This window comes from Mycobacterium sp. NGS69, from assembly GCF_059812165.1.
Genome location: NZ_JCALCD010000001.1, coordinates 982,376 through 995,582 on the forward strand (window position 1 = coordinate 982,376; position 13,207 = coordinate 995,582).

General features: G+C 67.5%; 11 protein-coding genes. 5 read left to right on the top strand and 6 right to left on the bottom strand.

Annotated features, from left to right (window positions below):
• Positions 1–9: 9 nt before the first annotated feature.
• Positions 10–771 (bottom strand): SDR family NAD(P)-dependent oxidoreductase, encoded by a 762-nt coding sequence (locus AC5Y2S_RS05035; RefSeq protein ID WP_499954224.1) that lies wholly within the window; start codon positions 769–771, stop codon positions 10–12.
• A gap of 36 nt (positions 772–807) precedes the next feature.
• Positions 808–1,638, bottom strand: coding sequence for an alpha/beta fold hydrolase (locus tag AC5Y2S_RS05040; RefSeq protein WP_499954226.1), 831 nt, complete (start codon positions 1,636–1,638; stop codon positions 808–810).
• Positions 1,639–1,706: 68 nt separating this feature from the next.
• Here AC5Y2S_RS05040 and AC5Y2S_RS05045 point away from each other — a divergent pair, with 68 nt between their 5' ends.
• Positions 1,707–2,312, top strand: coding sequence for a TetR/AcrR family transcriptional regulator (locus AC5Y2S_RS05045; RefSeq protein WP_499954228.1), 606 nt, complete (start codon positions 1,707–1,709; stop codon positions 2,310–2,312).
• Positions 2,313–2,511: 199 nt separating this feature from the next.
• Here AC5Y2S_RS05045 and AC5Y2S_RS05050 read toward each other — a convergent pair whose 3' ends face one another.
• Positions 2,512–3,009, bottom strand: a complete 498-nt coding sequence (locus tag AC5Y2S_RS05050; protein ID WP_499954230.1) for a nitroreductase family deazaflavin-dependent oxidoreductase — start codon at positions 3,007–3,009, stop codon at positions 2,512–2,514.
• Positions 3,010–3,127: 118 nt separating this feature from the next.
• Positions 3,128–6,139 carry an MMPL/RND family transporter gene (locus AC5Y2S_RS05055; protein WP_499954396.1) on the bottom strand — a complete coding sequence of 1,004 codons (3,012 nt, stop codon included), beginning with the start codon at positions 6,137–6,139 and terminating at the stop codon, positions 3,128–3,130.
• 10 nt (positions 6,140–6,149) lie between these two features.
• On the opposite strand from AC5Y2S_RS05055, the gene AC5Y2S_RS05060 reads away from it, so the two are divergent.
• Positions 6,150–6,893, top strand: a complete 744-nt coding sequence (locus tag AC5Y2S_RS05060; RefSeq protein ID WP_499954232.1) for a TetR/AcrR family transcriptional regulator — start codon at positions 6,150–6,152, stop codon at positions 6,891–6,893.
• 65 nt (positions 6,894–6,958) lie between these two features.
• On the opposite strand, the gene AC5Y2S_RS05065 is transcribed toward AC5Y2S_RS05060, so the two are convergent.
• A complete protein-coding gene (locus tag AC5Y2S_RS05065; RefSeq protein WP_499954234.1) occupies positions 6,959–7,900 on the bottom strand; it encodes a CE1 family esterase in 942 nt (313 codons plus the stop codon).
• Between the two features lie 75 nt (positions 7,901–7,975).
• On the opposite strand from AC5Y2S_RS05065, the gene AC5Y2S_RS05070 reads away from it, so the two are divergent.
• Both AC5Y2S_RS05070 and AC5Y2S_RS05075 read left to right on the top strand, forming a co-directional pair.
• The gene (locus tag AC5Y2S_RS05070; RefSeq protein ID WP_499954236.1) at positions 7,976–8,434 is read left to right on the top strand and encodes a MarR family winged helix-turn-helix transcriptional regulator; all 459 of its coding nucleotides are present in this window, start codon (positions 7,976–7,978) and stop codon (positions 8,432–8,434) included.
• Positions 8,435–8,475: 41 nt separating this feature from the next.
• A complete protein-coding gene (locus tag AC5Y2S_RS05075; RefSeq protein ID WP_499954238.1) occupies positions 8,476–8,745 on the top strand; it encodes a DUF4242 domain-containing protein in 270 nt (89 codons plus the stop codon).
• Positions 8,746–8,751: 6 nt separating this feature from the next.
• Here AC5Y2S_RS05075 and AC5Y2S_RS05080 read toward each other — a convergent pair whose 3' ends face one another.
• Positions 8,752–11,652, bottom strand: coding sequence for a helix-turn-helix transcriptional regulator (locus AC5Y2S_RS05080; protein ID WP_499954240.1), 2,901 nt, complete (start codon positions 11,650–11,652; stop codon positions 8,752–8,754).
• Between the two features lie 157 nt (positions 11,653–11,809).
• Here AC5Y2S_RS05080 and AC5Y2S_RS05085 point away from each other — a divergent pair, with 157 nt between their 5' ends.
• The gene (locus tag AC5Y2S_RS05085; RefSeq protein WP_499954242.1) at positions 11,810–13,186 is read left to right on the top strand and encodes an FAD-binding oxidoreductase; all 1,377 of its coding nucleotides are present in this window, start codon (positions 11,810–11,812) and stop codon (positions 13,184–13,186) included.
• Positions 13,187–13,207 lie beyond the last annotated feature (21 nt).

The following is a 13,207-nucleotide window of genomic DNA, read 5'->3' on the forward strand; positions in this document are numbered from 1 at the left end:
ACGGAGTGCCTATCCGCCCACCATCATCAGGCCGCCGTCGACGGCCAGGAGTTGACCGGTGATGAAGCCCGACCCGGGTCCGGCCAGGAAGACCAGCATCGGTCCGACGTCTCGCGCGGGTTCGCCGAGCGCGCCGCCGATCGGGATCATCAGCTGCATCTGCTGGTCGATGAGGGCGCTCGCGTCCGGGCCGAGGAAATCCCGGAACCGGTCGGACCCCGGTGTCTGCACCGCGGGTGCCAAGGAGTTGACGGTGACTTTGTCGGCGCCCCAGGCTTTCGCGGCCGAGCGTGTCCAGGCCTGCACCGCGCCCTTCGTCGCGGCGTAGACCGCCGAGATAGCGCTGCCCATCACGGCTTCGGATGACCCGAAGTTGATGATCCTGCCGCCCTTGGGATTTTGCTCTTTCATCACCGAGTAGGCCGCCTGGTTGGTCAGGATGGTGGCCTTGACGTTGGTGTCCAACAGGAACGAGATCTCGTCGGGGCCGATGTAACCCGGGATTCCGGCCTGCCACAGTCCCGCGGCGTTCACCAGGACGTCGAGCCCGCCGAGGTGCTCGGCGGCTTGCTGCGTCATCGCCGAGACGGCGTCGGCGTCGCGCGCATCGCACTGCAGCCAGGTGGCCTTTAGGTCATCCGGCGGCGGTGTTTGGTGATACGTGGCGACGACATCGGCGCCGGCGTCCGTAAGGACCCCGATGGCGGCCGCGCCAATACCGGTCGCTCCGCCGGTGACCAGGATCCGCCGGCCTTGCAGCACGTTTTGCATGCGGCGAGCGTAGCGCCCAGCACGCGCCGGCCCGCGCTAGGTGCGCACCGCGATCGAGGACAGCAGATCGGCGAGCCGTTGCGGCTGGTCCACCATCGAGAATGTCCGCGCCCCCTCGATCACCTCCAGGCGGGCGTTCGGGATGGTGGCGGCCAGCCGTTCGCCGTCGCCGAGTTCGAAGAACACGTCGTCGGCCGACCAGGCGATGAGCGCGGGCTTGTCGAACTCGTGCAGCCGCGCGGCCACGCCGGTGGTGACCTCCGTGCGCATCGAGAGCGTGAACTGGCGCAGGTCTTCGGCGATCGCCGGGTCGGACAGCCCCGGGCGTACCCACGCCTCCGTCAGGTCGTCGATGTTGCGATGCGCCAGGCCGTCGAACGCGCGCTTGCGCGCGACCGGCAAGCGCATCGCCTGGGCCACCGTCTTGAACGTCGCCTTGGACTTGGCCGCCATGATCACCGGCTTGAGGATCGGCGGCGGAAAGTGTTCGAACGCATCGCAACTCGTGAGCACCAGCGCACCGAGCCGCTCGGGATGGTGTACCGCGACGAGTTGGGTGACGACCCCGCCGGTGTCGTTGCCGACCAGCACCACGTCCTCGAGATCGAGGGCGGCAAGCACCTCGGCGACGATGCCGGCGACACCGTAGATGGTCCGGTCGGCGCCCGGCCGCAGCGGCTGCGGGTGCGCGCCCAGCGGCCAGGTCGGGGCGATGCAGCGCAGCCCGCGATCGGCGAGGTGCAGGCTGACCTGGCGCCACAGCTGCGCGCCCATCATGTACCCGTGCACGAAGACGACGGGCCTGCCGTCCTCGGGTCCGGTTGCTTCGTAGTGAATGGTTCCGGCACTAATGTCGATCGTCGACATGGCTAGCTCCTACATCGAAAGGTACTGTTACAAACAGGCTGTCTGTTCGTAAGTTACCAACAGGTTGTATGGAAATCAAGAGACGGACTCAGGAGGAGCGCTCCGCGGCGACCCGCGACGCGCTGATCTCGGCCGCGCGCAGGCTGTGGGGCCTGCGCGGGTACGCGGAGGTGGGGACGCCGGAGATCGCCACGGCCGCGGGCGTCACCCGCGGCGCGATGTATCACCAATTCGCCGACAAGGCAACGCTTTTCGCGGAGGTGGTCGAGGCGGTGGAGCAGGATGTGATGGCCCGGATGGGCGCCATCGTGGCGCAGTCGGGAGCGACGACGCCCGCCGACGCGATCCGGTCCGCCGTCGACGCGTGGCTCGATGTGTCGGGTGACCCGGAGGTGCGGCAGCTCATCCTGCTGGACGCGCCCAGCGTGCTGGGCTGGGCCGCCTTCCGCGACGTCGCCCAGCGCTACAGCCTGGGCATGACCGAACAGCTGCTCACCGAGGCCGTCAAGGCCGGACAGCTGGCCGAGCAACCGATGCGACCGTTGGCTCACATCCTCATCGGCGCGCTCGACGAGGCGGCCATGGTGATCGCAACCGCGGACGACCCCAAACGCGCCCGGCGGGAGACCGGGGAGGTGCTGCACCGGCTCATCGACGCAATGCTGGACGAATGATGAGTGCGCGCGTGCGGCTTCCGGATGCCCGGGTGCGTAAGTGCCCGGAATGAGACGATGTCCCGCGTGACTACGGCCGGGGCATTCCGGCGCCAGAGCAAGCTCGGCGCATCAATCGACGAGCTGGTCGGCCGCGCCGTCTCCGCCGGACGGGGGTTAGGTGTTGCGCCCGCTCATCGACGCGATGCTGAATGAGTGGTCATGCGCTCGATTGATGCAGCCACACGAGCTGCCTGAGCTCTCGTGCCGGCAGCCGGAAATACGGTGGAATCGCTTGTAGCAAGGCCTCGCTCATTGGAATGACCTCGGGCCGTTCGAGGCGGAACGTCCGTCCGTGCCACGTCACCGCCGCGCGGCCGGCCGCGAGGACGTTTCGGCACCAATCCACGTCGGCGCCGTAGGACAGGCCGATGACGAAGCCATCCCCGTAGGGAAAGGCGCCCACGGGTGTCGTGTAGGTGCGACCGGAACGACGCCCGACATGCTCGAGACGCGCATATGGGGAATGGCGCCGGCCAGCGATCGGAAGGATCAGCTTGTTGTACGGCTTGAGCAGCGTGGGACGCAGCTGTGGATTGTGCTGCACGGTCTTGGCGAGCGCATAACTGACTACTAGCCATATCGTCGCCAGGGAGCCCAGCATCAGAATGAGCTTGCCAGCGGCTCGAAACAACCCGGATGCCAGCCTAGTTCGCATGCGGGGAGCGTATCCGCAAGGGTCCTCGACGCACGACGGCCGAAAGACTCTTACGTCTGGGACGAAGGCGGACAATCGGATGACTCTGCCCGGGCCCACTCCTTCACAGCCCGGCTTCTCATCGGCGAGGCCACCAACTTCTCTCGCCTAGGAGTGTGGCGATTGCGGGGACGGTGAGCGTACGGACGACGAAGGTGTCCAGCAGCAGCCCGCAGCCGATGATGAATCCGGCCTGGATCATCATGTCGAGCGATCCGATCATGAGCCCAAACATGCTGGCGGCGAAGATCAGCCCCGCTGAGGTGATGACGGAGCCGGTGCTCGTGACGGTGCGCAAGACGCCGAGGCGCATGTTCTGGGTGGACTCTTCGCGTAGGCGGGAGATGACCAGCATGTTGTAGTCGGCGCCGACCGCGATTAGCAGGATGAAGGCCAGGAGCGGGACGGGCCACGCGATGGCGTGGCCGAATCCGTACTGGAAGACCAGCACGCCCAGGCCGAGGGCGGCGAAGTAGTTCAACACGACGGTGCCCAGCAGGTAGAGCGGGGCGATCACGGCGCGCAGCAGCAGGACCAAGACGACCCCGACGATCAGGAGGGTAGCGCTGGCGAGCCGGCTGAAGTCCGCGAACAACAGGTGTTGGAGATCAGAATTGACGGCGGTGAAGCCGGCCATGGAAATGGCGGTGCCGGCCAGTGAGGTGTTGGGCCGGGCTGCGTTCGCTGCATCGATGATTTTGTGGTTCAGGTCCATCGCCTGAGCGGAGTACGGGTCGTATGAGGATGTGATCGCGAATCGCGCGGTGCGGCCGTCGGCGGATATGAATTGACTTGCTAGATCGCTGAATTGGCGATTCTCGAATGTGGTCGGGGGTAGGTAGAAGCCGGAGGCGGCGTCTGATCCCGACGTGGCGCGCGCGGAGTTCTGCAGCTGGGTCGCGACTTGGCTCATGCCGCTGAGCAGTTGAATGTTGCTGTCGGCAAGGGCATGCACGCCGGTGGCCAGCGCTCGGGCGCCCGAGGCGAGTCTGCTGACGCCGTCTTGCATACGGTGGATGCTGCCGACGAGATCGGCGGGGTCGCCTGTCGCGCCGAGGGTTTGGTGCATAGTGGTGGCGGCGTTTTGGATGTCGGTGAGTGTGCTGGCCAGCGTGGTGCTTTCGCCGAACTGATCGCTGAGGCGGGCGACTTGGTCGAAGAATCCGCCGTTGCGGAGCGTGACAAGTACCTGGGTTTCGTCGCGCAGTTGCGCGCATTGCGGCGTGGTCGCGCACCAGGGCGAGGTGTTGAGGCTTTCGACGAGGGGCTCGATGGCCGCAATTGCGGTGGCGGCTTGTCGGGCCAAGGGCTCTAGTCCCGCACCGGTGTGTATGGCTTGATCCACGGTGGGGGCGGTGGTGTTGAGTTGCTGCAGCAGGGGGCGGGCGCCCTCCAACTTTTGGCCTCCGCTTTGGGCTCGGCTCAAAAGAGCGGTCAGGGGTGAAAGCGCGCGACGCAGCGTGGTGTCGAGCTGGCCCAGCCCTGCGGCGAGTTGGTCGGCTCCGGCAGTGAGCTTGGCGAGGTCGTCTTTGTGGGATTGTCCGTCGGCGGCCGCGCTAGCCATCTTGTCGCCGATTTGTCCGTTCTGCCACGACAATTGCGCTTGATCGAGCCGCTTCCCGGTCGGGCGGGTGACTCCGGAGACGCGGGTGATGCCGGGGAGCTGGGCGACCCGTGACGCTAATGCATCGAGGTCGGCGAGCGCTTTTGCCGTTCGCATGTCCGTGCCGGATTGCACGAGCAGGAATTCGTTGATGACAGTGTCTTTGGGGAAGTGGCGATCTAACAGCTGGTAGCCGTGATTGCTGGCGGTGCCGGCAGGTTGCCCTTTGCGGTCGTCGTAGCTGATCGTCATGGTGACCGCGACGACTGCCAGGGCAAGCAACACCACCAGGCTGGCGGCCAGCAACGGCGTCGGTCGCCGGACCACCATGACGGCAATCCGATTCCAATACCGACGGGATAGGTCGGTGCGGGGCTCGGCGATGCCGTGTTTTGCCGCCAGCGCCAGCAGGGGTGGCAGCAGTGTGACGGTGGCCAGGAACCCGATCAGCACCGCGACGGCGCAGGCGGGGCCAACCCCCTGGAAGGCGCTGAGGCGGGCGAACACCATGGAGGCCAACGCCAATGCGACCGTGGCCGCTGAGGCCGAGATGACGCGACCGATGCTGCCGCAGGCGTGGACGATGGCCTGGTCTGCGGCATTGCCGCGTCGCCGATGCTCGTGGTACCGGCTGATCAGGAACACGCTGTAGTCGGTGCCGGCGCCCAAGAGAACGGCGGTCATGAACGCGATGGTGAACTGTGAAACGGGCACGCCGAGTTCACCCAGTGCCGAGAGGACGCCCCGGCCGACGGCCACGCTCGCGCCGATCACTAACAGCGGCAGCAGGGCGGTGGCCACCGAGCGATAGACCAGCAGCAGGATGAGCGCGATGAGGGCAGCGGTAGCGACCGAGATGACGAGCAGCTCCTGCTCGCCGGACCCGATCTGATCACGGAAGGTCGCTGCCGGGCCGGTGACGTAGGCGGTCGTCGAGGACCGAGCGAACTGGGTGGATACGTTCGCGCGCACGGCATCAACCGATTCGGCCGCCTTGGGATCGCCGAGTGTGCCGGCGATTCCGATCGGCAGGAACCAGGCTTTGCCGTCTTTGCTGACAGCGTGGCTGCTGGTGGTCGGGTCGGCAAGCAGATCCTGTACCAGCAGAACGTGCGCCTTGTCGGCGCGCAGTGCGGCCACGAGCGCGTCGTAACGCTGCCGCGCCGACGGGGTCAGCCCCGCCGGGTCCTCCATCGCGACGGCAATCGAGGTCTTGGCGCCCCGCTCGCCGAACGCCGCCGTCATGTGATCGAGCGCTTGAAACGAACCCACGTCGTTGGGCAGCAGCTGTACCGATTGCTGGCGGACGACGGTCTCCAGCTGCGGGAACACGAGGGCGAGGATCGCCGCCACGCCGACCCACGCGCCGATCACCAAGGCTTTGTGCCGCACGGTGAACCCGCCCAGCGCGGCAAGGCGTGCACTGTACTCACCGCTGCGCTCAGGCCGCGGCCCACCACGACGCGGCGCCTCAACGGTTGCCGTCACCGTTCCCCCTATGATTTTGGTGAAGAGCTTCACCAACCTCCCGTTTGGTGAAATACTTCACCAAAGTGGGTTGCGTGCGCAAGTCCGCCGCCAAATTGGAGGGTTCAACGGGGCTATGGCAGTGCATCGCGGTCTCACCGCAGAGCAACGGCGTGAGCAGCGCCGCCAACAACTCATCGAGGCGGCCCTCGACACGATCGCCGAGTACGGTGTGACCAACCTGCGCGTGCGGGCCATCAGTGCGAGCGCAGGTCTCAACGACCGCTACTTCTACGAAAGTTTCCGCGACTGCCAAGAGCTACTGATCGCGACCTTCGATGACCAGTTCGCGCAGGCGCTAACGGGAATCATGGCGACGGTAGCGAACTCACCACACGAGCTGGAAGCCCGCGCTCGGGCCGTGCTCGGGTTCGCGTTCGCCTTTCTTGCCGAGGACCCGCGGCGATCGCGCTTACTGATCGAGCTCCAAACGGCCGAGGCACTCGCCGGCCGACGCCACGAGGTGATCGAGGTCCTCACCGGCATCGTGGTCGGGCAAGTGCGGGCGCTACTCGGCGACGCCGCCGGAAGCGACGATAACGTCATGCTGACCGCGCTGACGGTTGTTGGCGGCCTCTTGGAGCTGATCACCCAGTGGTATCGACACCAGATCAATGTGAGCCAAGGCCAGCTCATCGAATTCATGACCGCGCTCGTCCTGTCCACCACCGACATCGCTGGCGCGCTCGAACGCCGTACTCACACCACGAATTAACGAGCGCACCGAGCGTCTCTAGCGGGTGGGGTTGGGCCCCTTTCCAAAGGCTGCGACGGGCGGCCTCAGCGGTGGCTCTGGGTGAAGAACTGCCAGATGGTGGCGGTGGCATTGAGCGCCGTCGACGGTTCGGGGATGCCGGCGAGCTCCGCGAGCGGGCTGGGCTGGCCGCCGGGCCATTGGTGGCCGGCGCCGGCCACCGAGATCAATTCGACGGTGCGACCGTCGGGGCATCCGGCGGTCTGCGTGGTCACGCTGCCGGCGGTCGTCGAGGTCGGGGGCCCGCACCCGTCGATGGACCGCCACGTGGCGTTGACCGACTCCACCGAGGGGCCGTCGACGCGTGGATTCCCGTTGATGGCGAAGGCCTTTCCGGGTCCGCCGTTGTAGGGCACTCGGTCGTCGGCGGTGCCGTGAATCTGCAGCACCGACGTCGGGCGCGCTTGGGAGCAGTCGGTGAGCAGCGTGCCGGCGACGGGAGCGATCGCGGCGAAGGTGTCGCTCTGGCAACCCAGCCGCAACGCCATCATCGCCCCGTTCGACATGCCGGTGGCGTAGACGCGCGCGCGATCGATGGGAATCTCCTGCTCGATGGCCCCCACCATCGCGGTGAGGAAACCGACGTCGTCAGTGTTCACGCGCTGCGGTTCGCCGCAGCAGGTCCCGGCATTCCAGGCGCGGTTGAGGCCGTCGGGGTAGGCGACCAGGAAATGCCCGTTGTCCGCCTCGGCGTCCCAGTTGTAGGACCGCTCGGCCTGCGCGCCGTTGCCGAAGCCGCCGTGCAGCATCACGACCAGCGGCGCCGCGTCGGGCAATCCCTGCGGCCGGTACAGGTGAAAGGTTCTGCTGACACCGCCGGAGTCGATGGATTGCGTGGATTGCCCCACCGGAATCGGTTGGGAGCCGGGCGTTCCCAACGCGTGGCCGCCGCCGACGCACCCGCCGAGTATCACGACCAAAACCGAAGCGAGACAGACACCGAACACCCGAGCGCGCAGCGATCGCATGAAGCCATCGTGGCAGCGACTTCCATATTTGACAAGTATCTTGTCAAACGCGCCCGGAGTGGCACACTCATCTGCATGCGACGTGTTGCCGATGCCGAATGGACGCCCACCGTCCCGGCGCTGGTGAATTTGGTGGCCGCCTCGGGGGCGCCCCGCTTGCGGGCGGCGTTCGCCGCAGCCGGCCTCGACGGCATCCGGCCGGCCCAGGCGGTTGCGCTGGTGCCGCTGGCGGCCGGCGGCCTGCACGCGTCGGATCTGGCCGACCGGCTCAACGTGAGTCGCCAGGCGGTGGCCCAGGGGATCGCCGGCCTGGAGCGGCACGGCTATGTGACCCGAGCGGCAGATCCCGTCGACGCCCGGGCCCGCATCATCGAGCTGACGTCGCGCGGTCGCCAAGCGCTGCACGTGATGCGTTCCAACGCAATCGCTTTGGAGAAGCGGTGGGAACAGCTGCTGGGCCCCAAGCGGCTGGGCGAACTGCGGGACACGCTGCAGGTGTTGCTCTCCAGCGAGGTCGACGCAGCGCGCGATTGACACGGCGTAAGTTCGACCCAAGACGATGACAGGAGTCCGCCGTGCCCATCTTCATGGTTGAGCGCAACTTTGCCGAGGAAATGGAACCGAGCTTCGAGGTCGCCGACGGCATCAATCGGATCAACGACCATGAGGGCGTTCGCTGGATGTACTCGTTCCTGTCGGCGGACAAGCGAAAGACCTACTGCCTGTACGAGGCACCCTCACCGGAGGCAATCAGGACCGCGGCGGCGCGGGCGGGCCTACCCGCCGACGTCATCGTCGAGGTGCGCGATCGCGTCATGCCCGACGGTGGGCTCACCGATATCTGAGGGCGCTCAACCCAGCAGTTCGTGATCGGCGGCGTACATCGCCGCCTGGGTGCGGTTCGCGGCGCCCGTTTTCATCAGGATGTTGCGCACGTGGTTGGCGGCCGTGTTGGTGCTGATGTAGAGGCGTTCGCCGATCGCCCGATTGCTCAACCCCTCGGCAAGCAGCCGCAGCACCTCGACCTCCCGGTCCGTCAAACCGTCCGGGCCCGTCACCAGCACCGCATCCACCAGCTCGACGACGCGGTTTTGGCCGATCGACGTGGCGATGGCGCGCGCCTCGTCGGCCAGCCGGCGGGCTTCCTCGGTGTGCCCGCGCGACGCCGCGAACAACGCGTGCCGGGCCAGCGTCTCGCCGACGTGCACCACCGAGCCCATCCGGCGGTCCATCTCGAGCGCCGCGGCGAAATGCCGCTCGGCTGCCGCGGTGTCGCCGTCGAGCGCCGCGATGCGTGCCAGGTACCGGTCGGCGCTGCCGAACAGGGCGACGAACTGGCCGGCGACCAGGTTCTTGCCGGCATACCGCGATATGTACGGGCGCAGAGCATGCAGCGCCTCGCGGTTGCCCAGCTCCAACGCCGCCTCGACCATGAACACCAGCTCCATCGGCCACTGCGCCTCGTCGGTGCGATCGCCGACTTTGCGGTTGAGCAGATGATTGAGGGCACGGGTCATGCCCGCTTCGCAGTTGAGCTCGGTGTAAAGGGCGAGCAGGCCGGGCACCCAGCGTCCGGCGAACATCTCAGTGCCGTCGATGAACTCGGCGAATTTCTTCAGGTCTGAAGTTTCGCGTTGGATCATGAACATCTGGACCCCGTTGGAGCCCTGCGTGTCGTCCGCGTCGAACAAATCACCTGTGCGCAAAGCGATGTCGGCCCATCGTTCGGCGCCGGTGAAGTCGCCGCGCAGATAGGCCAGCGCCTGCTCGACGCACGCGCCGACGAAGCCGAAGACGGGTTGCCCGATGGCTTCGCCCGCTCGTCGCATGTCCGCCGTCGACGCGGCCAGGTCGTCGGGGCGGCCGGCAAGATAGCTGACCATGGCGCGAAAGTGCGAGGACGCCCCCAACACCTCGTAGTTACGGCGCTCCAACGCCATCCGGGATACCTCGGCCGAACGCTCCGCCTGGATTTCGCACAGCTCCGGGGTGAGTCCGTGCCACAGGCTGGCCTTCAGGGCGTGCATCAGCACCGCCGGATCACCGGCGGCCCGTGCGCAGTCGATGGCGTTGTTGCCGACTTCGCGGGCCCGCGCCGCCTCGCCGGCGAAGGCGAGCGCTCGCCCAAAACTGCCGAGTGCCTGGATGTAGCGGAGGTCATCGGTAGTCAACCCGCAGGATTCCAACGCCGCCGCCAGTAGGTCGGCCGCAGTCGAGTCGGACTGCCCGCGACGCCAATTCGCTTCCTCGTAGCCGACGGCCGCCCCCAGCCGGATCAGCGGATCGTCCATCGCGCTAAGACGTTCGTAGATCGCCCGCGACCGCGCGAAATCGCCGGCGCGCACGTGGTTGGCGGCCGCGTCGAGATCCAGCCTCGCCCGATCCGCACGGCTCAGCTCGGGCAGCGACGCCGCCCGCTCGAACCACCTCGCGGCATCCTCATACGCCATGCTGTGCTCGGCCATCCGGGCCGCCTGGTGCGCGTAGCGCAACGCCTGCTCGTGGTAGCCCAGCACGTGCGCCCGCAGGTAGTGGTTCGCCAGGCGGGGTACAACCGATGGGTCCGCCCGATCCTCGAGCGCTTCACCCGCCCGTGCGTGCATGATCCGCAGCCGCGACGCCGCCATCCCGCTGACCACGGCCTCGCGGGTGAGCGCGTGGATGAACGAGAATTCGCCGTCGGAATCGCGAACCGGCCGGATCAGCCCGACGCCCTCGGCCGAATCGACCGCCGCCAGCGTCGCGGCCAGATCGGTCTCGCTGGCGGCGATGAGCGCGGGCAGGTCGAACGTCTCGCCGAGCACCGCCGCCTGTTCGATGACGCCGCGAACGGCGGCTCCCAGGCCGGCAAGGCGGCGGCCGATGGCATCCCCGATCGATGCCGGAACGGGCTGCTGCGCGCCCAAGGTGGCCAGCCCGCCGCGGATTTCCAGGTCATTGACCAGTTCGGTCAGGAAGAACGGGTTGCCGCCGGTCTTGTCACGCAGCAAGGCCGCGGTCGTGCGCGCCGAGGCGGGAGCCACCTGCTGGGTCCGGCTCACGAACTCGGCGATCGCCTCGGTGTCGAGGCCCGCGAGATCCAGGCGTCGAACCCCGTCGAAGCGGTGCAGTTCGGCCAGTCGGGTGGTGAGCTCGTCCGAGCGGTCCGGTTCGGTCGTGCGGAACGTCGACACGACGAGCATGCGGACATCGGCACACGCGATCAGAACGTGTTCGAGCATCGCGAGGGTGGGCAGCTGCGCCCAATGCAGGTCGTCGAGGATAAACGCGATCGGGCGGTCGACGGCCAGGCGGCGCAGGAAAGCGGTCAAGGCGTCGAAAAGCGCCTGCCGGGGAGACCCGACGTCCATCACCGGCCCGGCATCGGGCAAATGCCGGTCCACCTGCGTCGACAGCCGCCGCAGCTGCGGCCCGGCGTCGGTCAGCGCGTCGGCGATCGAACCGGATGGAACAGCGTTCAGCAGGCGATCGAGCGCCTCGGCGAATGGTGCGTATGGCACGTCCTCGTCGGCCGTCGAGCGGCCGACCAGCACCGTAACGTCGTGGTCGCCCAGCGTTCCGGCCACCTCGGCGGCCAGGCGCGTCTTGCCCGCCCCGGGTTCACCGCCGATGAACACCGCCTGGCGGTTGCCGGCCTCGACCCGCTCCCAGGCGCGCTCGAACGCCGCAAGTTCCGCGTCGCGACCCACGAGCGGGCCGCGACGGCGTGCCACCAGTTCTGCCGGAAGCGGTGGCGGCACCCACTGCGCCATGCAAACAACGTAACCGCGTCGGTGTTGGTGGGTCGATAGTCAAATGTGACTATCGTGAAGTACCTCGGAAATGCTCTGTTGTGGTCATGACGCACGGCCTCCTCCCCTCGTAGCGTCTCGGTATCCAGACTTCCGAGCAAACAAGGAGGTGCGGGCGATGAGCGTGACAACCGCAACCGACGAACTCCGCGGCCGGTTCGGGGCACAGGTGATCCTGCCCCACGACGCCGGCTACGACGAGGCCCGTGCGCTGCACAACGCCATGATCGACAAGCGACCCGCGGTGATCGTGCGCTGCGGAACCACCGGCGACATCGTCGGTGCCCTCGAGTTCGCGCGGGTGTCGAATCTCGAGGTCGCCGTCCGCGGGGGTGGCCACAACGGTCCCGGATTCGGTTGCGTCGAGGGCGGTCTCGTCATCGACCTGTCGCCGATGAACCGCGTCCACGTGGACCCGGACCGGCGGATCGCCCGCGTCCAGGGCGGGGCGACGTGGGCGCAGGTGGACGCCGCGACCTACGCGCACGGCCTGGCGACGCCGTCGGGCATCATCTCGAGCACCGGCGTCGGTGGGCTGACCCTGGGCGGCGGCCACGGCTACCTGACCCGCAAATATGGCCTGACCATCGACAACCTGCTGGAGGCCGAGGTCGTGCTGGCCGACGGCCGGGTGGTGACGGCGTCGGAATCCGCGCACCCCGACCTGTTCTGGGCGCTGCGCGGCGGCGGCGGAAACTTTGGCGTGGTCAGCTCGTTCACGTTCCGGCTGCACCGGGAGCACACCGTGCTGTGCGGCCCCACGGCGTGGCCCGCATCGGCCACCGCCGACATCCTCAGCTGGTACCGGGACTTTCTGCCCGCCCAGGACGAGGACCTCTACGGGTTCTTCGCGACCATGACCGTCCCGCCGGCGCCGCCGTTCCCCGAGGCGTTCCACCTGCAGAAGGCGTGCGCGGTGATCTGGTGCTACACCGGCGATCCCGGCGGGGCCGACGAGGCGTTCGCGCCGGTCCGGCAGATGCGGCCGGCCTTCGAGGGCCTCATGGCGGCGCCCTATCCCGCGCTGAACTCCACCTTCGATGCCCTGTATCCCAAAGGGCTGCAGTGGTATTGGCGCGGCGACTTCATCCGCACGATCCCCGACGCCGCCGTCGCGGCCCACGCCCGCTTCACCGAGGAGCTGCCGACGATGCACTCCACGATGCACCTCTACCCGATCGATGGCGCGGTGCACCGGGTCGGCCCTACCGACACACCCTGGGCCTACCGGGACGTGAACTTCTCACAGGTCATTGCGGGCGTCGACCCGGACCCGGCCAACGCCGGGGCGTTGAAGCGCTGGTCGAAGGAGTACTGGGAAGCCATCCACCCGTACTCGGCCGGGGGCGCCTACGTCAACTTCATGATGGACGAGGGCCAAGACCGCGTCCGCGCCACCTACGGCCCGAATTACCAGCGGCTCAGCGAGATCAAGGCGCAATACGATCCGGGCAACGTGTTCCACATCAACCAGAACATTTTGCCCGCCAGCTGACATGATCGGAGACCGCCGCCG

Bases quoted from the DNA above. Each gene is read 5' to 3' on its own strand.
- AC5Y2S_RS05035 (WP_499954224.1), bottom strand. From the start codon at position 771: ATGCAAAACGTGCTGCAAGGCCGGCGGATCCTGGTCACCGGCGGAGCG.
- AC5Y2S_RS05040 (WP_499954226.1), bottom strand. From the start codon at position 1,638: ATGTCGACGATCGACATTAGTGCCGGAACCATTCACTACGAAGCAACC.
- AC5Y2S_RS05045 (WP_499954228.1), top strand. From the start codon at position 1,707: ATGGAAATCAAGAGACGGACTCAGGAGGAGCGCTCCGCGGCGACCCGC.
- AC5Y2S_RS05050 (WP_499954230.1), bottom strand. From the start codon at position 3,009: ATGCGAACTAGGCTGGCATCCGGGTTGTTTCGAGCCGCTGGCAAGCTC.
- AC5Y2S_RS05060 (WP_499954232.1), top strand. From the start codon at position 6,150: ATGATTTTGGTGAAGAGCTTCACCAACCTCCCGTTTGGTGAAATACTT.
- AC5Y2S_RS05065 (WP_499954234.1), bottom strand. From the start codon at position 7,900: ATGCGATCGCTGCGCGCTCGGGTGTTCGGTGTCTGTCTCGCTTCGGTT.
- AC5Y2S_RS05070 (WP_499954236.1), top strand. From the start codon at position 7,976: ATGCGACGTGTTGCCGATGCCGAATGGACGCCCACCGTCCCGGCGCTG.
- AC5Y2S_RS05080 (WP_499954240.1), bottom strand. From the start codon at position 11,652: ATGGCGCAGTGGGTGCCGCCACCGCTTCCGGCAGAACTGGTGGCACGC.
- AC5Y2S_RS05085 (WP_499954242.1), top strand. From the start codon at position 11,810: ATGAGCGTGACAACCGCAACCGACGAACTCCGCGGCCGGTTCGGGGCA.